We start from the raw sequence: 23,616 nt of genomic DNA on the forward strand, positions 1-23,616 counted from the left end.
ATGGGTTTCCAACAAAATCTTGAGGAATATGCTGAGTTAGTAGTTAAGGTTGGCTTGAACATTCAAAAGGGACAACCGCTTTTAATTAATACCACTACAGATACGATTGATTTTACCAGACTTATTGTTAAAAAGGCATATGAAGCAGGAGCAAAAAGGGTTGAGGTCAATTATACAGATGAAGTAAATGCTAGATTGTTTTATGATATGGCACCTGATGAAGCATTTCATGAAGTCCCAAAATGGGTGGTTGCACAAAGAGATGAATTGATTGAAAATAAAGGTGCCTTGTTATGGATTGATGCAGATAATCCAGATTTGCTAGAGGGAGTGGCGATAGATCGTATTTCGAACTATCAAAAGGCTTCAGGTAAGGCATTAGAAAATTATCGCAAGGCCGTAATGAATGATGTGATCACTTGGTCGATTGTAGCAATGCCTTCTAAAAAATGGGCAGCAAAGGTATTTCCTAACCTAGACGAAACAGAACAAATGGATGCATTATGGGAGCTTATTTTCAAAGTAGTGCGCATTGGAAAAGGAACTGCGGTTCAGCAATGGCAGGAGCATATTAACAATTTAGAGTCACGTGCAGCATTATTGAATGAGAAAAGATATAAAAAACTGCATTACAAGGCAGAAGGTACAGATATTGAAGTGGAATTGCCAAAAGAACACATCTGGCAATCTGGAGCTAGTAAAAACGCTCAAGCAGTGCCATTTATCGCTAATATGCCTACTGAGGAGGTTTACACTGCGCCACTCAAAACTGGTGTGAACGGTTTTGTAAGCAATACTAAGCCTTTTGTCTACCAAGGGAACGTGATTGATGGCTTCAAATTGACATTTAAAGATGGTGAGATTGTTAAGGTTCAGGCAGCTTCTGGTGAGAAGCTTCTGCAAGAGCTGATTCAAACGGATGAGGGCGCAAAATATTTAGGTGAAATCGCATTGGTACCACATGAATCGCCTATTTCAGCATCTAATGTATTGTTTTTCAACACTTTGTTTGATGAAAATGCCTCGAATCACTTTGCCATCGGAGAAGCATACCCGACATGTGTAGAGGGAGCTAGAGGTTTAACCGCAGAGGAATTAGAAAAAATGGGTATTAACACTTCTATCGTCCATGAAGACTTTATGATCGGAAGCGCAGGTATGGATATAACAGGCGAATTAGCAGATGGAACGAAGGAACCAATCTTTATTAAAGGTGCATGGGCATTTTAAGGAGCTGAACTTCAGTGAAAAGATGGATAAGTTTACTTATGATTCTTTTAATTTTATCTCCTGTGTATTCAGTAGAGGCAAAGTCGCCAGAGGTTTATATTCCTTTAGGTGATTCACTTGCCGCGGGTCAAACACCAAATATGGCAATTGATGCAGGATATACCGACTTAATTTCACAAGAGTTGAAGAGAGCCAATCTGCTTGGATTCTACTCTAAAGGACTAGCATTTCCAGGATATACAACTAGTGATGTCTTGAAAACCGTTCAGTCAACTGAAGCGAAGGAACTTCTGGCAAATGCCACACTTGTTACCATCTCTGCAGGGGCTAACGATTTGTTAAGGCTAGTTCAGGTTAAGCCTGCAAGTGGGATGGTCGCTTACTCGCAAGTTTCCGCCAATTTTGCACTAAATAATGTTAGAAAAAATATGCAAGAAATCATAAAAGAAGTTCAAGCTACTGCACCCAAGGCTAAAATATACGTGATGGGATACTATTTTGCATATCCTCATGTGCATGAGTCTCAAAAAGAAGGTGTCGGCAAAGAGTTAGATAAGCTACATACGATTCTACAAACTGTAGCAGAGCAAAATGGAGCAACTTATATCTCAGTGGAAGAGTCTTTCGATGGGAAAGAAAAAGAATTAGTACCAAGTGTTGGTGATGTTCATCCTACACTAGAAGGCTACCGTCAAATGGCTAACTCATTCTTTAGTAAGTACAACTCCCGTATGCTTGTGTATGAGCACGAATTGCCTAAGCCTAATCCGTTAACCTTTGAAGAGCTTATAGAAAATAGAAACCAAAGTAATAATGGTTCAACGCAAGCAAATGCACTGCCAATTAATCGCTATCTATCGTTTACAAACGGTAATTATATAGCTGTGGTCTTGCAACGTATTTTATCATAAATAACTTGCTCAAATTTAATATACTTAAAAGAAGCAATCAAATTAGCTGAGAACTTCAAGAGCCCCCAATTTTATGGTTCATAAAATTGGGGGCTCTTTTTGGGATGAATAGTAAAAGAGATTGGGACATAATTAGCCTCACTTTTGGGTGCTTGGAATAGTTTTGATATTTACTAAATATAGAGGGAAACACTAGTTGTTCATAGCGAAAGCGGCGACTCCTAGGGGACAAGCGCGTGGGAGAGACTACAGGCTAAGGCAACGTGCCCCCAGGAAAGCGTCCGCTGAAGCGGAGAACAACGATGATGAAGTAGCAAAAAAAGCCCTGAAAATTTACAAACAGTAAAACTTTCAGGGCTTTTGAACTTCTAAGGTGGGTTTTGTCCCCAGCCTCTTTAATTTCATCTATATAGCTTTAGCGTAAAAAGTTCAGCGCTTTACTGTTTTTTTTGATTTCAATACTTTACGAACAATTGGATATACTACTGGTGCCCATTTAATAGCTGACTTTACTAATCTGCCTACTTTCATAATCAATCCGCTCCTTGCTTTTCTATATTTATCTTATTCCCATTTTAGAAGCAATTAAACATCTTGACGTAATACCTTGATTCCCTGGATAATGTTCCAAATGAACAGAACTATATTAATCAACGTATATAAGCCCATAAAAATTAATGCTGTAGTCATGCTAGACCACATGTTTGTTGTGTCGCCTGAATAACTAAGTGGGGAAAAATTTGCAAATACTGCTAACATAAGAAACACAAAGAAAATAGTAGGAATAATATGTGAAATTAAAGACCTTTTTGCATGGTATTTTACCCCTTTATCTGTCGTAAGGAAGTAAACAATTATTGGAAGAATAAAGGGAGCAAATAAAATAGAAAAATAGGTTGATGCACTTAAAATTTTATTGGTATCCATACATGGTCTCCTCACATATTCTCGCTACTTTTTTAATTAGTCTAAGACAAACTTAACAAGTATGTCTTTATATTCCTCAACGGATGAAATAGAAACCGATTCCTGATCCCCGTGCCAATCAGAGCCGCTTGGCCCGAACTCTATGGCTACCGCACCCTTCGCTGCATAATAACGAGTATCTGCAGCACCATGCTGTCCGAATAGGGTAGTTGGGGTTTGTCTGATAGCGTTACAAGTAGCTAAAAGCTTCTGGATATACTTATCATCTTCTTTATTAGTGATAGCTGGAGTATGACCTTGGAAATGTATTTCACTGCCAGGGTATTTCTCTAAAAGGCTTCTTAACTCTTTGGAGATTTCCTCGACGTCTTGTCCAGGAACAAACCTTAAAGAATAACTTATGATACATTCGTCTGGTACCATATTATATCGGTCTCCTCCTTCTATTTTTGCCAAATTTAGAGAAGGATATTCATAATATTCATTACTAGCCTGCATGAACGAGCATTTTCTTAAGTCTTGGTCAAATAACATGGCTTTTTCAATTGCATTTACTCCTTCCCACGGACGGCTGCCATGAGCAGATTTACCTTTTAGGTGAACATCCCATTGTAAAATACCCTTTGCTTGGAGTCCGATGTTAACATGAGTTGGCTCACCGCAAATAACAAAATCACCATGATAACCTTGTTCAACCAAGTGCTTGGATGTTTTTCCTCCTGTTTCTTCATCGGTAGCTATGTGTAGCTGTACTTTTTTGGTAAGTAACTCTTGTTTTTCTGATAGAACCGCAAAAGCTTCCATCATTGCAGCAACACCAGCCTTCATATCAGCTGAGCCACGCCCATATAGTCGGTCTTCTACAATTTTCGGTTCAAATTGCTCTGGGTTTCCTGGAACTACGTCAATATGACCGTTCCAGATTATAGTTTCCTCACCTGTTCCAATTTCAGCTACAAGCATTTGTTTGTTGTTTAGCTCATACGTTTTTGTTTTAACGCCTCTTTTTTCTAGCCAATTTTTACAGTATTGCAGTGCTTCATTTGCACCTTCCAAATTATCACTCTTTATTTTAATTAGATCTGTTAGTAAATTAATCAATTATTACACCCCTAATAATAAATTTGTATTATTATATAATACCAATCGGGGTTGCATTCTAAACACCTATCGGATACAATGAACTCAAATAAAATAAATTCGAAACCACAAGGGGCGTCGCTACAAAGCGGCTGAGATAGTACCCTTAGAACCTGTAAGTTCATACTTGCGTAGGGATGTGGATGGAAACTGGCAATCGCGCGATGTCTGGCTCTGTCCCTTCGGCGTTTTTTTGTGGTCAAAAAAGGGGATTACAATGAGAAATCAACGTGTTGTGTTACTCGTGGAGATTGCTATTTTTGCAGCATTAGGCTATGTATTAGATTTAATTGGTTTTGGTATGCCACAGGGAGGCAGTGTTACATTTGTTCTCGTTCCAATCATATTAATTGCCTTTCGTCGAGGTATAGTGGCAGGCGTAGTGACCGGCTTTTTAATAGGGCTGTTGCAGGTTGTGACAGGACGCTTTTATCCAGCACCCTTATCATTTGAAATAGTAATTATGCAAGTAGGTATTGATTATTTTATAGCATTTATGGTTGCAGGGCTTGCAGGATTATTAAGACCAGCATATATTAAAGCATATGAACATCAAAATAAGATGAAAATGACAATAGCGGTTGTGCTAGGTGCTTTAATTGCTTCATTTTTACGTTATTTAGCCCACGTATTATCGGGGATATTATTCTTTGGGGAATTTGCTGAGGGCCAAAATGTTATCGTATATTCATTAGTTTATAATTCTACTTATATGATACCTGTATTTCTATTTGCAGCTTTTATCTGTTCGATCCTATTCGTAAAAGCCCCGCGCCTATTACTCCCGAAGTCATAAGATATATGATATGATATTCATACATCTAAGTGAAGAAGGGATCTTGTAAAGATGATAGTAAAGACAAATGAAGAATTAGAAATGTTAAAAAAAATTGGTCACATTGTAGCTGAGGTAAGAGATGCAATGAAGGCAGCAACAAAACCAGGCGTGACTACTAAAGAACTTGATGAAATTGGCGGTAAATTATTTAAAGATAAAGGCGCTGTTTCCGGCCCAATGGGAGAGTACGATTTCCCGGGGTATACTTGTATAAGTGTAAATGAAGAGGTTGCACATGGAATTCCAGGCTCTCGAGTGATTAAAGAGGGAGACCTTGTTAATATTGATGTTTCCGGTTCATATGAAGGTTTCTTCGCAGATACTGGTATCTCGTTTGTAGTAGGAGATGGCTACGAGGATAAGGAAAAACTTTGTCGGGTAGCAGAAAGTGCATTTAATCGTGCTATGACTAAAGTAAAAGCAGGTTCTCGTCTTAACCAAATAGGTAAGGCAGTGGAAAGAGAAGCAAAAGAAAACGGTTTACATGTCATCATGAATCTTACTGGTCACGGTATTGGGAAGTCCTTGCATGAAGCACCTCAGCATGTGTTGAATTATTATGATGCATGGGAGTCAACAATCTTAAAAGAAGGAATGGTTCTAGCAGTGGAGCCTTTCATTTCCGAAAAGGCAGAACATATCGTTGAATCAGGTGATGGCTGGACATTTGTTACTCCAGATAAATCCTTAGTTGCTCAAATCGAGCATACGGTAATCGTTACAAAAGACCAACCAATTATTTTAACTAAAATAGATTAAATAAAAAACGCTAACGAAATTTAATTTTTCGTTGGCGTTTTTTTTATAAATAGTATTCCAACCACTAAGACTGTGCTTAGGAAGAGGGAGGCTGCAGATATTAATAATTCGTTTACATTATGACGTACAGCGATTCCAATGAAAGCCCATATAAAGACTAGAACGATTGCTCGGTCATCATAATGATATCTAAAGTGTAAGGCAATTGCAGTAGCTAACGTTAGGAATATAACGACCCATAAAGAAGTAGTTATTCCAAAGCCGCTAAACTCATAATATGTTAAAACATAATCAAGATTTGCTATAGTGGCTACAAAAATCCATCCTAGGTAAATGGAAATAGGTATTCTTCTTTTCCAATTGGATTCACTACTTGAGTAAGTTAAATATAAAAGGAATAAGGACCAAAGCAGCGCTAGTATTGTAATTAAAGCGTAGCTAAAATGCTCATAATGCCATAGTAGAATCCAAGAAATATTAAATAGGCACGTTGCTAGAAATAATACTACTCTTTGTAAGGGAATCTTATGTTCAATTCTATATTCTCTTATAATATTCCATATCCAAAATGCTAATAGTATATAAATAACAATCCAGATGGAAAATACATAACCAGCAGGTGTAAAGAGGGCTGGAATTCTAGCAGAGATTTCCCCAGTCGTTTGACCATTAATAGGTAACGTATTAGCAAGTATATTTACAAGGATTGTTGCGAGATAACCGCAAATCAAAAGGATTATTTTGACCAAAAGATTCGCCTCCTTCTATATTTAATAAGTATACCTTTCAATCTAAGAGCACACAAATTCAATTATAGAAATTATGTGACAAAAAAATGAATAATTAGGAAAGTAATTCATGATATAATGAAAAATGTAAAAGTTTTTAAAATAGGGGGAATATTCAGATGTTAAAACAAAATTATCCAATCGTCTGGGATTTAGATCGATTTTTCCGTGGTGGTAGCAGCTCCTCTGAATTACGGGAGCATCTAGATAAAGTTAAGGAAAAACTAGGAAAATTTGAAATAAATGTTAAGGAAATAGTTGTCCCAGCCTCAGCTCAAGAGTCTAACCAAATTAGGCAAATAATCGAGGAACTAAAAGATGTAGCTGTCCATTTAGCAGAAGCAGGGGCAGTTATTGGCTGCTATCTAGCTCAAGATACAACAGATAAAAAAGCGACGCTTTTACAAGGCGAGGTTGGTTCATTGTATGCAAGGTTATCTTCGTTAATGATTACAATACAACAAGCGCTTAGCAAGACAGAATCTACCGTATGGGAAGAGCTTTTAAATACGGACGAATTAACCCCATTTAAATTTATATTAAATGAATGGAGAGAGCAAGCGAGTAAAATGCTTTCCGAAAAAGAAGAGGATTTAATAACTACCTTAGAAGTAGACGGTTATGATGCATGGGGCCAACTATATAACATGCTTGTAGGGGACATCCATATAAAAATGACTATCGATGGGGAAGAAAGAATACTTTCGGTAGGACAAGCTGATAACTTAAGCTCGAGTGATAATGCTGAAATTCGTAAAAATTCCTTTGAAGCGTTAGAAAGTGTATGGACTGAAAAAGAAGAAGTTTTTGCGAAAACGCTTAATCATTTAGCTGGCTTCCGTCTGGCTACGTATAAAAAAAGAGGCTGGGAATCTGTCTTAGAAGAACCTCTTGCCATCAATCGTATGAAACAAGATACATTGGATGCAATGTGGGGAGCAATCTCTAAAAATAAAGCACCATTTGTGGAATATTTAAATAGGAAATCGGAGATGCTAGGCGAAAAAGCGATGCATTGGTATAATTTAGATGCACCTATCAGTACGTCTACCGAAAAAATGGAGTTCCAACAAGGAGCGGAATTTATCCTAAAGCATTTTAAAGAGTTTGGACCGAAGCTAGAAGCCTTTTCAAGAAATGCTTTTGAAAATGGATGGATTGAAGCAGAGGATCGTCCTAATAAGAGACCGGGTGGCTTTTGTACAGGAATGCCTGTATCAGAGGAATCCCGTATATTTATGACTTATAGTGGTTCCATGTCAAATGTTTCTACACTTGCTCATGAATTAGGTCATGCATTCCACTCATATGCTTTAAGACCAGTGCATTGGATGAACCGGAGATATGCAATGGGAGTAGCAGAAACTGCATCTACCTTTGCAGAAATGATAGTGGCGGATGCCTCTGTTCGCGAAGCAAAGTCCAAAGAAGAGAAAATTGCTTTGTTGGAGGATAAAATTCAACGCAGTGTTGCTTTCTTTATGAACATTCACGCCCGCTTCTTGTTTGAAACTAGATTTTATGAGGAACGAAAAGACGGCATTGTTTCTGCAAACCGGTTAAACGAGCTAATGGAAGAAGCACAGAGAGAAGCCTATGGGGATGCTTTAGACACGGTACATCCGCATTTTTGGGCATCTAAGCTCCACTTCTATATTACAGGAGTTCCTTTTTATAATTTCCCTTATACCTTTGGCTACTTATTTTCTTTAAGTATATATTCAAAGGCAAAAGAAGAAGGATCTGGTTTTGAGGAGAAGTATATTGCTTTATTACAGGACACAGCAGTAATGTCTGTAGAGGATTTAGCGATGAAACATTTACAAGAGGATATAACGAAAGAAGCGTTTTGGAAGAAGGGAATTGACCTTTGCATTCAAGATGTTGAGGAGTTTTTGCAATTAACTAACACTAAAGGGTGACGGTACTTGATTTATCTAGAAGGAGCAAGTTGTTACTTAAGGACTTTAAATGTAAAGGATGCACCTGCTCTTGCAAATTTAGTCTATGACAACAAGTTGTACTGGTCTGTTTTCGAACCATTACACCAAGAAGAATATTATACTGCTAGCGTCCAAAGAGAGAAGATTCGTGAATCAATCATGCTCATGCAGGAAAAAAGGGAATATAGCTTTGGTATTTTTTCTCATGAACGAGATGTTTTGATAGGCAGCATTTCACTTTATAGCCTGAAAAGAATGCCGTTTTCTAGTGGTTTAATTGGCTATTCGGTTGACCAGAAGCAAATTGGTAAAGGAATTGCGTCTGAGGCTGTTCGACTAGTAAAGCAATTTGGCTTTAATGACGTTCAATTAAATCGAATAGAAGCTTATGTATCCCCTAGAAATTTTGGCTCTATCAAAGTGCTAGAGAATAACAAGTTTGTTCGTGAGGGATTGCTGCGTAAGCTATTATTCATTAATGGGAAATGGGAAGATCACTATATGTATTCCGCTTTAAGAGGAGAATAATAGGGGCTATAAATGAGTCTGTTGGTAAACTTAGTTTATCAACAGGTTTTTTGTATTATGTGGTGGACAGAAGGTTAGGTAGGTTGCTCTTAACACCAAATAGCAAAAAAAGAGCTTGCCATGGCGTTAACCATAAGCAAGCTCAAAAAAATTGGCGATTTCCCGGGAAATACATTATTTTTTGTCGATTTTACCGTCTGTTACCAAATCAAGTCGTCCCGTGTGAGGATCGATAATTAGTCCATGAACTGGAATTTCAGAAATCATCAACGGATGGTTACGTATCATTTCCACACTATGTAAGACACTTTCTTTCACGTCTGAAAACCCTTCAAGCCATTCTTCCACTTCAATACCTGAGTTTTTCAGTACATCAAAAGTGGAAGGATTTACTCCACGAGCTGTCATTTTTTCAAGAATTTTATCTGTTTGAATGGAGCTCATTCCACAATCGTGGTGACCAATTACATAAATCTCATCTGCTTGAAGCTCGTAAACTGCAACGATCAAGCTGCGCATAATACCACCAAATGGATGGTTAATAACAGCCCCTGCACTTTTAACAATTTTTACATCTCCGTTTTTAAGATTCATTGATTTAGGAAGCATTTCTACTAAACGTGTATCCATACAAGTAAGAATAACTATTCGCTTATCAGGAAACTTAGTAGTTACATAAGGTTCATACAGCTTGTTTTCTACAAATGATTTGTTATAGGTTAGTATGTCGTTTAAACTTGGCATAGTAATTCCTCCTTCTTAATATATTTTATACGAAAAAGAAGAAATTTACTTAATATTTGTTTAAAGAAATTATCTTGCAATGTTTCTTTTGCGATCATGGATAAAGAAAGACTTCCCTGTACCGATTACAACTGACTGTAATGGTTCTGGTGCAAGGTGGACAGGTACTTCAATTACACCGCTAAGCCATTCCTTTAATCCTTTTAGCAACGCTCCGCCACCAGTCAATATAACACCATGGTCTACGATATCTCCTGAAAGCTCAGGAGGACAAATTTCTAGTGTCGCACGAATTGCTTCTAGAATTGTCTCTAATGATTCTTTTAAAACTCCCTGTATTTGAGTAGAAGATAGTTTCACTATTTTTGGTAACCCCGTCACTACATCTCTTCCTCGCACTTCCATTACTTCTTCTGTATGAGGAACAAGGGCATACCCTATAGTCGTTTTTATCAATTCTGCTGTAGGCTCACCAATTATCACATTAAACTCTTTACGTACATAGTGGATAATTGCCTCGTCCATTCGATCTCCTGCAGCTTTCACAGTACTAGACGCGACTACACCTCCGTATGAGATAATCCCTACCTCTGTAGTACCTCCACCGATATCAACAATCATGCTTGCTACTGGCTCATTGACTGGCAACCCAGCACCAATTGCAGCGGCAACAGGTTCTTCCATTAGCTGCACTTCTTTAGCGCCACTTTGACGTACCGCATCTTGGATGGCACGGCGTTCTACAGAAGTTGCTCCTGAAGGTGTGCACACAATCACAGTAGGCTTACGTAAAGAAGTACCAAGTTTTTTGCTAGCTTTTTGCATAATAAGTTTTAACAACTGGGTAGTAACATCAAAGTCTGCGATCACGCCATCTTTTAGAGGTCTAACTACTTCAATAGATGTTGGTGTTTTACCTATCATCTTTTTGGCCTCTGATCCAAAGGCAATTATTTCTTTTGTTTTTGTGTTTACTGCCACCACAGTTGGCTCATCTATAAGTAATCCCTTATTTTTTGTATAAACTAAAGTATTAGCAGTTCCTAAATCAATACCGATATGTGAATTTGACAACATATGTCTTCCTCCATTTCACTTGCTCTACGTTATTATAATGGAAAATAGCACAATTGCCATTTGTAACATAATGGAATTTTACGTATGTTTCAATACTTTGTGGGTAGTAAGGGGCATTTATAGGGAAAAAAATAATGACAAAAACCTATTTTGTATTCGTTTTGTAATACAAACTTATCTAAAATGAAATGAAAAAAATAAGAAATAACATCAAGAAAAGCGGAGGCGCCTGATCTGCCCCGACATGCAAATGGGAAAATACGAGGAGGCAGCACCTCAGCCACCGCAAACGATTTTGTTTGCGACGAGCTCGCGCAGGAGCAGTATTTTCCCATTTGACCCCGAGGGGCAAGGCGGTGGAGCTAGACAATAAGAAAAGCGGAGGCGCCTGGTCTGCCCCGACAGGCAAATGGGGAAAAGTGAGGAGGCAGTCCTCAGCCACCGCAAACGATTTTGTTTGCGACGAGCTCGCGCAGGAGCAGCATTTCCCCATTTGACCCCGATGGGCAAGGTGTCTAAATGAAAAGAAGCGACACCTAATTAGAGTAAAAGTGCACCTAAATCCTATAGAGATGACACCTAATACGTATGAAATGTCACCTAAACCGGGGAAACGCACCTAAAAGAAAAGAAATGTCACCTAATCGGAGCAAAAGTGCACCTAAAAGCTATAGAAATGACACCTAATCAACACGAAAGCGCACCTAAACAGGTGCACCCCAGTAAGGAACTATTGTACCTTTTGTATAAAAAAACAACCGCGACTGTTAAGTCGCAGTTGACATATTAAAACTTATTAGTTGGTTTCGGATCGACGATAATTGCATCTTGGTTGTTCATTGGTTTAGAGAAGTAAAACATGATTACCGCTCCAATGGCTAAAATACCGCCAGAGAACCCAAGAATTGTAGCTATGAATAAGCCCATTTTTAACACCTCACTATTCATATTAATATCATTATAACTTATTTACACTAAATTTGTAACACTAAAACATTAAATTTATGAATAGATTGTGATTAAAATGCCCAGTTTCCGTTTCTAAACACAGGTTCTTTAGTGCCATCCTCTTTAATTCCATCAATATTCATATTTTCAGAACCAATCATGAAGTCTACATGAGTGATACTTTCATTCAATCCGTTTTCTGCAAGCTCTTCACGACTCATTTTTTTGCCGCCTTCGATACAGAACGCATATGCACTACCGATTGCTAAATGGTTCGAAGCATTTTCATCAAACAATGTATTATAGAATAACAGGTTAGAGTTAGAGATTGGTGAATCATGTGGTACAAGTGCAACTTCCCCAAGGTAATGGGAGCCTTCATCCGTATCAACTAATTGCTCTAGTACTTCTTGACCTTCTTTTGCCTCTACTTTTACAATGCGACCATTTTCAAAAGTGATAGTGAAATTATCAATAATATTTCCACCATAGCTTAAAGGCTTCGTGCTTGCTACATACCCGTCAACGCCTGTTTTTAAAGGAACTGTAAATACTTCTTCTGTAGGCATGTTAGCCATAAAATCTTCGCCTTTTTCGTTCGTGCTACTAGCTCCGCACCAGAGATGGCCGTTCGGAAGTTCAATTGTTAGGTCAGTGCCTGGAGCTGTGTAATGAAGTTTTTTATAATTTTTATCGTTTAAGTAGTCTACTTTTGTGTGCAACAAACGATCGTGCTCTTTCCAAGCAGATACTGGATCTTCCAGGTCAGCTCTTACTGCACTAAAGATAGATTCCCATAATGCTGGAACTTGCTCTTCCTGAGGAAGCTCTGGAAATACTTTTGCAGCCCATTTTTTAGAAGGTGCCGCAACTACAGACCAGCTAATTTTATCTGACTGAACATACTGGCGGTATTTGGACATAGCTTGACCTGCAGCTTTTTGGAAAGTTGAGATTTTACTAGAATCTATACCCTTCAGTAAATCGGGACTTTGACTTACGATACTCATAAAAGCAGCGCCTGATTCAGCAAGCTGCTCTCTTTCTTGAACTTTCCATGGTGGATAGAAGTCGAAAGAGTCTTTTGAGGCTAGCTCATAACGGATGCGTGTTAACTCATCATCAGAAAAATCTACGTAAACAGTCTTAGCTCCAGCTTCATAAGCTTTTTTAGTTACAAGTCGGACAAATTCTACTGTTTCTGTAGAGGCCGCAATATATAAATCTTGCCCTTTTTGTATATTTACTCCTACTTCAACAGCTAAAGCAGCATACTTTTCTAAATTGTTTTCAAAGGTTGACATATCCATACATCCTTTCTTTTCTTAAGATTATAGTATCAGTTTATAGAGGGATTTATCAATGACTCTCTGCCAATTAAGACAAAAAAGAGTTCAAATTAATTGAAATAAAATTTATAGTTAGAAACTAATATTAAAATCCTGATATATTAACCGAAATAAAGAACAGAAATAGAATGTGGGGGTTTATGAATTGGATAAGTCTACAGTAATTGGTCTCGTCTTAGGAATTGTTGCGTTAGGTGTAGGAATGGTTCTGAAGGGAGTAGGATTAGCTGCCCTGTTGAATCCAGCAGCTATTTTAATTATTATCGTTGGAACAATTGCGACTATCGTAATTGGTTTCCCGATGGATGAGCTAAAAAGAATACCTAAGCTTTTCGGAGTAATTTTTAAAGAACAGAAGTTAGTGCCAGATCATGAAGTTATTAAATTGTTTTCTAACTGGGCTGATTTAGCTCGTAGAGAAGGGTTACTTGCATTAGAGAGTAAAACAACCGATGTGGAAGATCCATTTTTGAAAAATGGACTTACTTTAGCTATCGATGGACAGAATGCAGATTATATTAGAGATGTGTTAACAGAAGAAATTAATGCCTTGGAAGAAAGACATTCCACTGGTGCTCAGATTTTCACGCAGGCAGGTACATATGCACCTACTCTTGGAGTGCTAGGTGCAGTAGTTGGTTTAGTAGCAGCGCTAGGTGATATGAATGATATAGAAAAATTAGGACATGCAATTTCCGCTGCATTCATCGCTACATTATTAGGGATATTCACAGGTTATGTGCTTTGGCATCCATTTGCCAACAAGTTAAAACGAAAGTCAAAGCAAGAGGTTAGACAAAAAACTATGATGTTAGAGGGAATCCTTTCTGTCTTAGAAGGAGATGCACCACGTGTGATAGAGCAGAAATTGGCTTCTTATCTATCTATGTCTGAACGTAAAAAAGTTTTAAATGAAAGCGGGGAGGCAGGCCTTGGCAAAGAAGCATAAAAAACATCAGCATGAAGAGGAAATGAGTGAATCTTGGCTTCTTCCTTACGCAGATATTTTAACTTTACTACTTGCACTGTTTATTGTGTTATTTGCTTCTAGTACTGTTGATCAAGAAAAGCTAAACCAAATGTCCGCGGTATTCAATCAAGTGTTTGATGGAGGTACCGGACTAATGGAACAGCCTTCGCCAATGGACGTACCTAGAAACAATAATAGCGGTGATTCCAATCAAAGCATGGCTTACATCGAGGATCAGCAAGCTTTATCTGAGATTCAAGACAGTGTTGATGAATACATAGCGGTTAATGCGCTAGAGAAACAATTTGCAACTGAGTTAACAAGCGAAGGTCTTTTAGTGACAATTAGAGATAGCATTTTATTTGACTTGGGACAGGCAGAGGTAAAACAAGAGTATCGACAAATTGCAGAAGATATATCAGATTTACTGGTGTTTGATCCGCCTCGTAATGTTGTGATTACAGGACACACGGATAATATTCCGATATCTAGTAGTGTTTATGCCTCTAACTGGGAGTTAAGTGTTATGCGCTCGGTGAACTTTTTGAAAATATTAGTAAACAATAACACGATTGATCCTCTGTACTTTAGTGCGAAGGGCTACGGAGAATTCAAGCCGGTTGCTGCTAATGATACGGAAGAAGGCAGAGCAAAAAATAGACGTGTCGAAGTGCTGATACAGCCTCGAGTATTAGAGGATGGCAGCTTAAACGACCAACCCCAATAAAATGAAACTGACAATTATTTAAAATAGTTGTCAGTTTTTCTTTGACTTTTTAAAACAAAAGTTTATAATTAAAACAAATGTTTAAAGAGAGGAGGTTGTCCGAATGGAATCCAAGGAATTAAAAGTTCTGACCTATTTGCGTAACAATCCTTATGCATCACAACAAGAAATGGCAGATGCCTTAAAGATGTCCAGGCCAGCAGTTGCTAATATCATCTCTCAGCTCATTAAAAGTGGGAAGATTATTGGCAGAGCATACATTTTACCGGAGAATAAAGAGATTATTTGTATAGGCGGAGCTAATGTAGATAGAAAGTATATAGTAAAAGATCAATTACAAATGGGTACTTCTAATCCAACTACAAGCCTGCAAAGTATAGGCGGAGTTGCAAGGAATATTGCTGAAAACTTAGGAAGGCTTGGCAATACCGTCAGGCTACTTACAGTTGTCGGTAACGATATGGAATACGCTTCTATCGAAAAGGCATCTAGTCACTGGATGAACTTGTTTTCTGTAGAAAAGCTTGTTAACTACTCTACTGGAACGTACTCAGCCGTACTAGACCAACAGGGGGAAATGCTTTTTGCACTGGCTAATATGGATATTTATGATCAGCTAACAGTGGACTACATGAAAAAACAAGAGGCTTATCTTACTAATGCGCAAATGCTCATAATAGATATGAACTGTCCAAAAGATGTAATGGAATACATTCACGCATTGGCGGTCGGCAATAAGATTCCTCTTGCAATTATCCCAGTGTCTTCACCGAAGATGAATCGAATGCCGGAGAATCTGGAAGGAATAGAGTGGCTTATAACAAATAAGGATGAAGCCGAAACATACTTTCAAACGCAGATTGTGGATGAGGAATCTTGGAAACGTACAGCCGAGGCCTTTGTCCAAAAAGGCATACGCCATGTCATTATAACGAATGGCAGCAAGGGAGTAGTATGTGCTGGGAAAGAGATCGAGACATTGTTTATGCCTGCTATCCAAACAGAGCAGGTAGTAGACGTGACTGGTGCAGGAGATGCCTTTGTTTCTGGGGTTCTTCATGCTTCGTTGGATGGAGTAGAAGTAAAGCAGGCTGTGCTGACTGGAATGATTAACGCTACTAAAACACTCCAATCTGTAGACACAGTACGAACTGAACTAACAAAATTGAAGTTAACTAATGAACTGGAGGAATATTTAAAATGAAAAAATACCTAACGTACTCACAAGAGGTTGAACAAGGAATGGCAGAAGGAAAAGCGATCGTAGCATTAGAATCTACTATCATTTCTCATGGGATGCCTTATCCACAAAACATTGAAATGGCAAGAAAAGTAGAACAAATTATCCGTGATAACGGAGCAGTTCCTGCAACAATTGCAATTATGGACGGGAAGATTAAAATTGGTTTATCCAATGAAGAATTAGAAACTTTAGCAACTAGCAGCAATGCTCGCAAAACTTCTAGAAGAGATTTACCATATGTAGTCGCTTCCAAGGAAATCGGTGCTACTACTGTGGCAACAACCATGATTTGTGCGGATCTTGCAGGAATTCAAATGTTTGTAACTGGTGGTATCGGCGGAGTGCATAGAGGTGCTGAGACAACAATGGACATTTCAGCTGACCTTGAAGAGTTAGCTTCTACAAATGTTGCAGTTGTTTGCGCAGGTGCTAAGTCAATTTTAGATATCGGATTAACGTTAGAATACTTAGAGACAAAAGGTGTACCAGTAGTAGGATTCCAAACGGAAGCTTTCCCAGCATTCTATACTTCCACTAGCCCTTTTAAATCAGACTTCCGTATGGACGAAGAAAAAGAAGTTGCTGAAATGCTAAACGTTAAATGGGAGCTAGGTCTAAATGGCGGAGCGATCATTGCTAATCCTATCCCAGCAGAATATTCATTGGACGAGGAATACATGAATAGAATCATTCAAACAGCATTACAAGAAGCTGAAGATAATGGCATTAAAGGTAAGGATGTAACACCATTCCTTCTTGGTAAAGTAAAAGAGTTAACAGAAGGTAAGTCATTAGAATCTAACATAGAGCTTGTATACAATAATGCAAGAGTTGGAGCTAAAATTGCAGTAGAGTTAAATAAGCTATCTAAATAAGAATTGGTCCTTCCCTATAAAAGTAGGGGAGGATTTTTTTTATTTTACGTGCAATTGGTTTCCGCTATCGACCGCTTTCCATGGTATGAGCAATAGTTAGTTAGGGCTTAGGAAGGAATTTCTGTCTGTAGTACCGAAGTAAATAACGGATAAAAACATCATTTGATTGGAAAGGTTGCTCATTATGTATATTCCGAAATATTATAAGGTGACAAATTGGGAAGAGATTAAGGAATTCATTCATACAAATTCATTTGGAGTTCTTATTACGACGAAAAAAGAAAAACCGATTGCAACTCACCTACCATTGCAGATCCATAATGAAGGGGAAGATTATTACGTCACAGGGCATATGGCGTATGGGAATCCTCAATGGAGAACATTTGAAACAGCTGAAGATGTATTGGTTATTTTCCAAGGACCTCACTCTTACATATCTTCTTCGTGGTATGAACATGAAAATGTCCCAACATGGAACTATCAGGCTGTCCATGTATATGGGAAGGCCGTAATATTGACCGAGGACGAGTTAAAACAAGACCTGACATGGTTGCTGCAAAAATATGAGAAACATCGAAAAAATCCTGTTTTATGGGAAAATCTTTCTCCACAATTGTTAGAAAAAGAACTGAAGGGTATTGTTGGATTTAAGATTAAGATACAAGAAGTTCAGGCTGTTGATAAACTAAGTCAAAACCGTAACGAAGCGGATTACCAGAACATCATTCATAAACTGTATGAGGAAAAGACTATGAACTCTCACCAAGTCGCAAAAGTAATGGAAAGGAAACTCCAGAAGGATAATTAATATATAAAAAAGAGAGGTAGCCTTTGTATAAACAGGTTACCTCTCTTTCTTTATAAAAAATTATAAAGTGTTTACTTTCTTAAACTACCAAGTTCTGCGACGATTGCTTGCATTTCACTTGGACTAAAAGAATCGCGTTTGTTGACCATTTCATATAAATATACAAGATCCTCATAGGCTGTAGCTTTAAAGTCCTCAGATTTCATGGCATCCACATTGACCATACGTAATTTTTCCTTGATTGTTTCAAGCATAAAGCTAATATTCTCAACGGAAGGTTGATTTAAATCCATTCTTTTGTACCTGCCTTTCATACATTAGAAATATCATTTCACGCATAGCCTAGAATGTCAAATACAAATTAAGCCTTGCTGGCAAGTTTTTCTTCCTTCAACTTCTTCTGAATACGTTTTGTCTCATACACGACAACACCCGATAGTCCAAGCAAACCTATTAAGTTAGGAATTGCCATTAATGCATTGGTAATATCAGAGAATGTCCAAATCAAATCGAGGGAAACGACTGACCCTATGAATACCATAGCAACGAATGCAATACGATAAACAATTAACAGCGTTGGATTCTTGAATAAATATTGGAAACACTTTTCTCCATAATATGCCCATCCGAAAATCGTGGAAGAGGCAAAAAAGATTAATCCAATAGCAATGATAATTGGTCCCCAATCTCCAAGGAAATGACCGAAGGCTGCGGAGGTTAAATCTCCACCGCCGATACTAGTATCCTTATACATACCGGACATTACGATTGTAACACCTGTAATGGAACAGATAATAAAAGTATCTATAAATACCTGTGTCATGGAAACGAGTGCTTGACGTCCTGGTAAATCCGTTTTTGCGGCAGCAGCAGCAATTGGAGCGGAACCAAGGCCGGCTTCATTGGAGAATACACCACGAGCAACACCATAACGAATAGCCGCACCAATAGCACCACCAGCAGCTGCTTCTCCAGTAAATGCTGATTTGAAAATAATTCCGAACGCTTCAGGGACAGCGCTAATATTGGTAACCATGATGAAAAGTCCAGCTAGTATATAGAACAAAGCCATCACCGGTACAAAAACGGCTGTTACATTACCAATAGATTTAATACCACCCAAAATAACAAGAGCAGTGAAAATGGCCAGAACTAGACCGGTAATCCAAGTTTCTACTCCAAAAGTAGATTCTACTGCAGAAGATACAGAATTAGCTTGTGTTCCGTTTCCAATACCAAAAGCAGCTAATGCGCCAAAAATAGCGAATAATACAGCTAACCACTTTTGCTTTAAACCGTGTTCTATGTAGTACATTGGGCCACCTGCCATTTGGCCATTTGCATCCTTTATCCGATACTTAACTGCAAGGATTGCTTCACTATATTTAGTCGCCATTCCAAAAAATGCAGAAAACCACATCCAGAAAACTGCACCAGGACCTCCAAGTAATACGGCAGTTGCCACCCCGACAATATTACCGGTTCCGACTGTTGCTGCCAGCGCAGTCGTCAGTGCTTGAAATTGTGAGATATCCCCTTCAGCGGTTTTATCATGCTTTCTAGAAAAAGTAAGTCTTAAAGCTACCGGCAGTAATCGTATTTGTAGAAAGGCAACTCTAACCGTCAAAAATATTCCGGTTCCTACAATGAGAATCAGTAAAGGGATGCCCCATAAAACATCCGAAACACTTTTTAAAATTTCTAGTAACTTATCCAATTGATAACCTCCTTGGTTGTAATTCAGTCTAGGAAAAATGCTATAGCTTTCATATCCTTTCAATAAATTTGTCCTTTTAACAAAAAAAAAAATTCTCTTAAATAGTCAAGCTTATTTTTGTAAAATATTATTATTAATAGTTTGATTCAGAGAAGCCAGGGTATAATAAAATTAATATAAAACGATATATATGGAGGTAATTAGTATGAGTGAAAGTAAATTTGTAAAAGGTGTATTGTGTGGCGCAGTACTTGGCGGTGCATTAACTATGTTAGATCGTAAGACAAGAGATTCCGTAATGAACCGATCTAGAATGATTAGAAATGAAATTAAATATTACAACCGAAACAGAGACGAGTTAAAGAAAGTCCTTGATCAACAAGTAACTAAATGGCAATCGGTTTATAATCAATTCTCCTCAGATGCCAAATATATTTCACAAAAGGTGAACGAAGTAAAAGAAATTACTCCTCAAGTGAAGACACTTGTTTCCGAGACGAAGGATACATTCTCCCAATCCAAGGAAGAGTATAAATCCATAGTTGTTCCAGAGGAAGATGAGACTAAAAGTATTTACGAGCCAAAATTACATTAAACAAGGAAGGGAGAGGAATAGATGGTTTCACACATGAATAGAGATGATAAGAACAATAAAAAAAGTTCCTCTCCAACTTGGTATACGAAGCTAAAGTTTTTAAATTTTAAAAAGAAGGAGAAAAAGAAAACGGAAAATCATGATTTAACTACATGGTCAGGCTACTTCAAGCATTTAATAACGCATATACAGAAAACGGATATTACAGGGCTTGCAGCTCAATTAGCTTATTTTTTCCTTCTATCACTTTTTCCTTTATTAATTTTCTTAGTTACATTATTGCCATATCTAAATCTAGATGAGGCTCAAATCTTCCGCTTTTTAGAAAACTATGCACCGGGTGAAGTATATACATTAATTGAGGGGACGATTTCTGATGTCTTAGTAAGTCGGAACGGAGGCTTATTATCAATAGGGATTCTTGGTACCATTTGGTCTGCTTCTAATGGGATGAACGCAATCGTCAAATCCTTAAATAGATCTTATGATATAGAGGAAACGAGACCCTTTTTTATAGTTAGAGCATTATCAGTGGTATTTACCCTATTAATGATTTTACTTTTTGCTGTAGCACTAGTATTACCAGTTTTCGGAGAACAAATTGGTACAATTTTATTTTCTTATTTTGGTTTCCAAGATGACTTTATTAATTTGTGGAATAATATTAGATGGACGCTTAGCCCTATTATTATGTTTATCGTACTTGCTGCATTATATTGGATAGTACCAAACATAAAGTTAGGCCTAAAGAGCGTTTTCCCGGGTGCAGCATTTGCAACCTTAGGGTGGATTGTCGTATCTCTAGGATTCTCATATTATGTTAGTAATTTTGGGAACTACTCTGCTACTTACGGAAGTATCGGGGGTATTATTATCCTCATGCTATGGCTCTACATTTCAGGGATCATCCTGTTGGTCGGTGGGCAGATAAATTCTGTTATGCAAGAACGAAAGTTACAGATGGATAATAAAAAGCGACGTAAATAAAACAAAAAAACACCCATCGGTTGGAGACTATTTGACTCCCATCTATGGGTGTTTTTGGTTGAGGTAATAAAAGCAGAGATGGCGACCCGGCTTAAACTGGAGGGAGTGTCCTATAAATAGTAGAGGGTTAGCGGAAAGTGTCCCATAAAAGGTGATAAGTCGCCCATAAGCGGCGCATAACTGTCCCATAAAGTGTAGAAGGTGGCCCATAAACTAGCGGAAAGTGTCCCATAAAAGGTGATAAGTCGACCATAAAGAGGGTTTGCGCCCATAAGAAGAGTCTAAGTGTCCCATAAAGCGTAGAAGGTGGCCCATAAACCATCAGGAACTGTCCCATAAAAAGCTATAAGCCGCCCATAAAGCCAAATCTCTCGCCAAAGGAGATGTGTATGTTGTGGACCCCTACAACTCATAACAGCTCTAAGCGTTTCAAACAACAAACTATAAAAAAAAGTATCCAACCTAGAAAGGTCGGATACTTTATGAACAACTTTAAATGTTACGATTTAACATTCTTAGTCCATTTAAAATAACTAGAATGGTGCTTCCTTCATGTCCAATGACACCCATAGGCAAGTCTACTACTTGCAAAAAGTTGGAGATGATCAGAAGAGCGATTACTGTGATAGAAAAGAAAATGTTCTGTTTGACGATTCGTTGCATTTTTCGAGACATTTTCACAGCGTATGCTATTTTGCTTAAATCATTTTTCATTAGAATGACATCGGCAGTTTCTAATGCTACGTCTGTTCCTTCACCCATTGCAAATCCAGTTGTTGCTGTTGCCAAGGCAGGCGCATCGTTAATCCCATCGCCTACCATTCCAACAAATTTGTGCTCTGCTAAAAGCTCCTTCATGTGTTGTACTTTAGTTTCTGGGAGACACTCCGCAATGTACTGGTCAATTCCTGCTTCTTTAGCAATTACATTTGCCGTTTTTTCATTGTCCCCAGTTAGCATGACTGTTTTAATACCTAGTGATTGTAACAGCTTAATAGCTTCTTTAGCTTCCTCTCGAACTGTATCCTTCAAAGCAGCTGCGGCAGCTATTCCTTTACTATCACGCATAAATATTACAGTCTTTCCTTCCTCCGCTAGAGCAGCCGCAACTCCTCCTTGGAATGCAAAAGCCTCGTCTTTGTTTACAAACTCAGGTTTACCGATTAAGATTTCTTCGTAATTTATAGTAGCCTTTAGCCCAAATCCTGGTTTGTCTTCAATAGGAATAATTGGTAGCTGGCTGATTCCTTCCGCAAATGCGAATGTAGAAATTGCTTGAGCTAACGGGTGATTCGATTGTGATTCGATGGTAGCAAGCAATTTAAGTGCTGATAGTCGGTCTAAGTCATCTCGTACAAAGAAGTCTGTCACTACTGGCTTACCTTGAGTTAAGGTACCTGTTTTATCTAGAGCTATAGCTTTCATTTCACTTATATTTTCTAAGTGCATTCCACCCTTAAACAAAATGCCGCTTTTTGCACCGTTTGAAATTGCTGCTAGCGTAGCTGGCATGATGGATGCTACAAGGGCACAAGGGGAAGCAACTACTAATAAAACCATTGCTCGATAAAAAGTAGTGGTCCAATCCCAGTCAAGTAAGTAATGAGGGAGAACCATCATCACTGCAACAGCAATTAAAACTACTTTTACATAAGATCCTTCAAATCGTTCGATAAATTGTTGGGCTGGAGATTTTTCATCTTGAGCCGTTTGGACAAGATCGATTATTTTTTGAAACAAGGAATTTTCATTGGTTTTAGTCATTTCCATCGTAATCGCACCACTTAAATTTACTGTACCAGCAAAAAGTGTATCGTTCGGCTTCTTGGAAAGGGGGAGAGACTCACCACTTATAGCTGCTTCATCAACTGATGTTAAGCCATTAATGACGATACCGTCAGCAGGAATTCTTTCTCCTGGTTTCACAACAAGCTTGTCACCGAGTATTAAATCCTTTATAGATACGCGTGTAGTACTTCCATCTGCTTGAAGCTTCCATGCTTCCTCAGGTTGGAGTTCCATTAACGAAGAGATTTCTTTTTTGCTTTTATTCATTGTATACGTTTCTAAGGCACCACTTACTGCGAATATAAAAATGAGAATCGCACCTTCAGTCCAGTAACCAATTATGGATGAACCAATGGCTGCAAGAATCATTAGCATTTCTACATTTAATTCTTTTTCTTTTATCGTTGCTTCAATACCTTCTTTAGCCTTAGCAAATCCACCAATTACAAAAGCTAACAGGTAGAAGATGATGGAGGCTGTTTCAAAACCTGAATTGCCTATAAGCCAAGCGATTAATATTAAAAGACCAGAAAATAGTGCTGCAACTAGTTCTATATGGGGCATTACTTTAGATAAAAATGTGTTTTTTTCTTCTATAGTTGACATTTAAATCCTCCTCTTGATATTGATTTTCATTATTATTTCTCTCTAAAATAAAGGAAAACTGGATTTTCACTAAGGAAAACCCAGTTAATTAAATTAAGTATCACTTTATAATCATTAT

At 38.0% G+C, this 23,616-nt stretch carries 23 protein-coding genes and 1 riboswitch; of the genes, 13 read left to right on the top strand and 10 right to left on the bottom strand.

The window, feature by feature from the left end; translation table 11 throughout:
* Both Q0371_RS10620 and Q0371_RS10625 read left to right on the top strand, forming a co-directional pair.
* Nucleotides 1-1,230 carry an aminopeptidase gene (locus Q0371_RS10620; RefSeq protein ID WP_298470962.1) on the top strand — a complete coding sequence of 410 codons (1,230 nt, stop codon included), beginning with the start codon at nucleotides 1-3 and terminating at the stop codon, nucleotides 1,228-1,230.
* A gap of 14 nt (nucleotides 1,231-1,244) precedes the next feature.
* Entirely contained in the window at nucleotides 1,245-2,141 is an 897-nt protein-coding gene (locus Q0371_RS10625; RefSeq protein WP_298470964.1) for an SGNH/GDSL hydrolase family protein, read from the top strand.
* Nucleotides 2,142-2,726: 585 nt separating this feature from the next.
* Here Q0371_RS10625 and Q0371_RS10635 read toward each other — a convergent pair.
* Both Q0371_RS10635 and Q0371_RS10640 read right to left on the bottom strand, forming a co-directional pair.
* On the bottom strand, nucleotides 2,727-3,068 hold the full coding sequence (locus Q0371_RS10635) for a DUF4870 domain-containing protein (RefSeq protein WP_298470967.1): 342 nt from the start codon (nucleotides 3,066-3,068) through the stop codon (nucleotides 2,727-2,729).
* Between the two features lie 36 nt (nucleotides 3,069-3,104).
* Complete coding sequence (locus Q0371_RS10640) at nucleotides 3,105-4,169, bottom strand: ArgE/DapE family deacylase (RefSeq protein ID WP_298470968.1); 1,065 nt, start codon at nucleotides 4,167-4,169, stop codon at nucleotides 3,105-3,107.
* Nucleotides 4,170-4,269: 100 nt separating this feature from the next.
* Nucleotides 4,270-4,363, top strand: a riboswitch (TPP riboswitch).
* A 62-nt stretch (nucleotides 4,364-4,425) separates the two neighbouring features.
* Between Q0371_RS10640 and thiT the strand changes: the two genes are divergently transcribed.
* Both thiT and map read left to right on the top strand, forming a co-directional pair.
* Nucleotides 4,426-5,004: an energy-coupled thiamine transporter ThiT gene (gene thiT / locus Q0371_RS10645; protein ID WP_251557023.1), complete on the top strand. Its 579-nt coding sequence runs from the start codon at nucleotides 4,426-4,428 to the stop codon at nucleotides 5,002-5,004.
* A gap of 51 nt (nucleotides 5,005-5,055) precedes the next feature.
* Nucleotides 5,056-5,805: a type I methionyl aminopeptidase gene (gene map / locus Q0371_RS10650; RefSeq protein ID WP_169360734.1), complete on the top strand. Its 750-nt coding sequence runs from the start codon at nucleotides 5,056-5,058 to the stop codon at nucleotides 5,803-5,805.
* A 20-nt stretch (nucleotides 5,806-5,825) separates the two neighbouring features.
* Here map and Q0371_RS10655 read toward each other — a convergent pair whose 3' ends face one another.
* The gene (locus Q0371_RS10655) at nucleotides 5,826-6,554 is read right to left on the bottom strand and encodes a tryptophan-rich sensory protein (protein ID WP_169360735.1); all 729 of its coding nucleotides are present in this window, start codon (nucleotides 6,552-6,554) and stop codon (nucleotides 5,826-5,828) included.
* Nucleotides 6,555-6,712: 158 nt separating this feature from the next.
* Between Q0371_RS10655 and Q0371_RS10660 the strand changes: the two genes are divergently transcribed.
* Together Q0371_RS10660 and Q0371_RS10665 are read left to right on the top strand one after the other, a co-directional pair.
* Nucleotides 6,713-8,515, top strand: a complete 1,803-nt coding sequence (locus Q0371_RS10660) for a M3 family oligoendopeptidase (RefSeq protein WP_298470972.1) — start codon at nucleotides 6,713-6,715, stop codon at nucleotides 8,513-8,515.
* Nucleotides 8,516-8,521: 6 nt separating this feature from the next.
* Nucleotides 8,522-9,064 (top strand): GNAT family protein, encoded by a 543-nt coding sequence (locus tag Q0371_RS10665; protein ID WP_251557027.1) that lies wholly within the window; start codon nucleotides 8,522-8,524, stop codon nucleotides 9,062-9,064.
* Between the two features lie 174 nt (nucleotides 9,065-9,238).
* Here the strand turns inward: Q0371_RS10665 and Q0371_RS10670 are convergent, their stop codons facing one another.
* The 4 genes from Q0371_RS10670 to Q0371_RS10685 all read right to left on the bottom strand — a co-directional run bounded on the left by Q0371_RS10670 (nucleotide 9,239) and on the right by Q0371_RS10685 (nucleotide 13,137).
* The gene (locus Q0371_RS10670; RefSeq protein WP_169360738.1) at nucleotides 9,239-9,808 is read right to left on the bottom strand and encodes a carbonic anhydrase; all 570 of its coding nucleotides are present in this window, start codon (nucleotides 9,806-9,808) and stop codon (nucleotides 9,239-9,241) included.
* Nucleotides 9,809-9,877: 69 nt separating this feature from the next.
* Nucleotides 9,878-10,885, bottom strand: a complete 1,008-nt coding sequence (gene mreBH / locus Q0371_RS10675) for a rod-share determining protein MreBH (protein ID WP_169360739.1) — start codon at nucleotides 10,883-10,885, stop codon at nucleotides 9,878-9,880.
* Between the two features lie 786 nt (nucleotides 10,886-11,671).
* Entirely contained in the window at nucleotides 11,672-11,812 is a 141-nt protein-coding gene (locus Q0371_RS10680; RefSeq protein WP_169361478.1) for a hypothetical protein, read from the bottom strand.
* Between the two features lie 92 nt (nucleotides 11,813-11,904).
* Nucleotides 11,905-13,137: an aminopeptidase gene (locus Q0371_RS10685; RefSeq protein WP_169361477.1), complete on the bottom strand. Its 1,233-nt coding sequence runs from the start codon at nucleotides 13,135-13,137 to the stop codon at nucleotides 11,905-11,907.
* A 190-nt stretch (nucleotides 13,138-13,327) separates the two neighbouring features.
* On the opposite strand from Q0371_RS10685, the gene motA reads away from it, so the two are divergent.
* The 5 genes from motA (at nucleotide 13,328) to Q0371_RS10710 (ending at nucleotide 17,805) form a co-directional block, all read left to right on the top strand.
* Entirely contained in the window at nucleotides 13,328-14,131 is an 804-nt protein-coding gene (motA, locus tag Q0371_RS10690; RefSeq protein WP_169361476.1) for a flagellar motor stator protein MotA, read from the top strand.
* On the top strand, nucleotides 14,115-14,879 hold the full coding sequence (motB, locus tag Q0371_RS10695) for a flagellar motor protein MotB (protein WP_251557032.1): 765 nt from the start codon (nucleotides 14,115-14,117) through the stop codon (nucleotides 14,877-14,879). Before motA ends, motB begins: the two co-directional genes overlap by 17 nt.
* Nucleotides 14,880-14,982: 103 nt before the next feature.
* Nucleotides 14,983-16,083 (top strand): carbohydrate kinase, encoded by a 1,101-nt coding sequence (locus Q0371_RS10700; protein WP_169361474.1) that lies wholly within the window; start codon nucleotides 14,983-14,985, stop codon nucleotides 16,081-16,083.
* Nucleotides 16,080-16,997 (top strand): pseudouridine-5'-phosphate glycosidase, encoded by a 918-nt coding sequence (locus Q0371_RS10705; RefSeq protein ID WP_298470978.1) that lies wholly within the window; start codon nucleotides 16,080-16,082, stop codon nucleotides 16,995-16,997. The genes Q0371_RS10700 and Q0371_RS10705 overlap by 4 nt, the downstream gene beginning before the upstream one ends.
* A 184-nt stretch (nucleotides 16,998-17,181) precedes the next feature.
* Nucleotides 17,182-17,805, top strand: a complete 624-nt coding sequence (locus Q0371_RS10710; RefSeq protein ID WP_298470980.1) for an FMN-binding negative transcriptional regulator — start codon at nucleotides 17,182-17,184, stop codon at nucleotides 17,803-17,805.
* A gap of 71 nt (nucleotides 17,806-17,876) precedes the next feature.
* Here the strand turns inward: Q0371_RS10710 and Q0371_RS10715 are convergent, their stop codons facing one another.
* Entirely contained in the window at nucleotides 17,877-18,098 is a 222-nt protein-coding gene (locus Q0371_RS10715) for a DUF1128 domain-containing protein (protein ID WP_169361471.1), read from the bottom strand.
* A gap of 68 nt (nucleotides 18,099-18,166) precedes the next feature.
* A complete protein-coding gene (locus Q0371_RS10720) occupies nucleotides 18,167-19,522 on the bottom strand; it encodes a sodium:alanine symporter family protein (RefSeq protein WP_298470982.1) in 1,356 nt (451 codons plus the stop codon).
* 205 nt (nucleotides 19,523-19,727) lie between these two features.
* On the opposite strand from Q0371_RS10720, the gene Q0371_RS10725 reads away from it, so the two are divergent.
* Together Q0371_RS10725 and Q0371_RS10730 are read left to right on the top strand one after the other, a co-directional pair.
* On the top strand, nucleotides 19,728-20,117 hold the full coding sequence (locus tag Q0371_RS10725; RefSeq protein ID WP_298470984.1) for a YtxH domain-containing protein: 390 nt from the start codon (nucleotides 19,728-19,730) through the stop codon (nucleotides 20,115-20,117).
* A 21-nt stretch (nucleotides 20,118-20,138) separates the two neighbouring features.
* A complete protein-coding gene (locus Q0371_RS10730) occupies nucleotides 20,139-21,104 on the top strand; it encodes a YihY/virulence factor BrkB family protein (protein ID WP_298470986.1) in 966 nt (321 codons plus the stop codon).
* A gap of 492 nt (nucleotides 21,105-21,596) precedes the next feature.
* Here the strand turns inward: Q0371_RS10730 and Q0371_RS10735 are convergent, their stop codons facing one another.
* Nucleotides 21,597-23,498: a heavy metal translocating P-type ATPase gene (locus tag Q0371_RS10735; protein WP_298470989.1), complete on the bottom strand. Its 1,902-nt coding sequence runs from the start codon at nucleotides 23,496-23,498 to the stop codon at nucleotides 21,597-21,599.
* Nucleotides 23,499-23,616: the final 118 nt, after the last annotated feature.

This window comes from uncultured Psychrobacillus sp. (genome assembly GCF_938022135.1).
Taxonomy (GTDB): domain Bacteria; phylum Bacillota; class Bacilli; order Bacillales_A; family Planococcaceae; genus Psychrobacillus.

Excerpts from the sequence above, each read along its gene's own strand:
- Q0371_RS10635 (WP_298470967.1), bottom strand. The coding sequence starts at position 3,068 with ATGGATACCAATAAAATTTTAAGTGCATCAACCTATTTTTCTATTTTA.
- Q0371_RS10715 (WP_169361471.1), bottom strand. The coding sequence starts at position 18,098 with ATGGATTTAAATCAACCTTCCGTTGAGAATATTAGCTTTATGCTTGAA.
- Q0371_RS10620 (WP_298470962.1), top strand. The coding sequence starts at position 1 with ATGGGTTTCCAACAAAATCTTGAGGAATATGCTGAGTTAGTAGTTAAG.
- Q0371_RS10700 (WP_169361474.1), top strand. The coding sequence starts at position 14,983 with ATGGAATCCAAGGAATTAAAAGTTCTGACCTATTTGCGTAACAATCCT.
- Q0371_RS10660 (WP_298470972.1), top strand. The coding sequence starts at position 6,713 with ATGTTAAAACAAAATTATCCAATCGTCTGGGATTTAGATCGATTTTTC.
- Q0371_RS10730 (WP_298470986.1), top strand. The coding sequence starts at position 20,139 with ATGGTTTCACACATGAATAGAGATGATAAGAACAATAAAAAAAGTTCC.
- mreBH (WP_169360739.1), bottom strand. The coding sequence starts at position 10,885 with ATGTTGTCAAATTCACATATCGGTATTGATTTAGGAACTGCTAATACT.
- thiT (WP_251557023.1), top strand. The coding sequence starts at position 4,426 with ATGAGAAATCAACGTGTTGTGTTACTCGTGGAGATTGCTATTTTTGCA.
- Q0371_RS10685 (WP_169361477.1), bottom strand. The coding sequence starts at position 13,137 with ATGTCAACCTTTGAAAACAATTTAGAAAAGTATGCTGCTTTAGCTGTT.
- Q0371_RS10725 (WP_298470984.1), top strand. The coding sequence starts at position 19,728 with ATGAGTGAAAGTAAATTTGTAAAAGGTGTATTGTGTGGCGCAGTACTT.
- Q0371_RS10710 (WP_298470980.1), top strand. The coding sequence starts at position 17,182 with ATGTATATTCCGAAATATTATAAGGTGACAAATTGGGAAGAGATTAAG.
- Q0371_RS10705 (WP_298470978.1), top strand. The coding sequence starts at position 16,080 with ATGAAAAAATACCTAACGTACTCACAAGAGGTTGAACAAGGAATGGCA.
- Q0371_RS10735 (WP_298470989.1), bottom strand. The coding sequence starts at position 23,498 with ATGTCAACTATAGAAGAAAAAAACACATTTTTATCTAAAGTAATGCCC.
- Q0371_RS10680 (WP_169361478.1), bottom strand. The coding sequence starts at position 11,812 with ATGGGCTTATTCATAGCTACAATTCTTGGGTTCTCTGGCGGTATTTTA.
- map (WP_169360734.1), top strand. The coding sequence starts at position 5,056 with ATGATAGTAAAGACAAATGAAGAATTAGAAATGTTAAAAAAAATTGGT.
- Q0371_RS10670 (WP_169360738.1), bottom strand. The coding sequence starts at position 9,808 with ATGCCAAGTTTAAACGACATACTAACCTATAACAAATCATTTGTAGAA.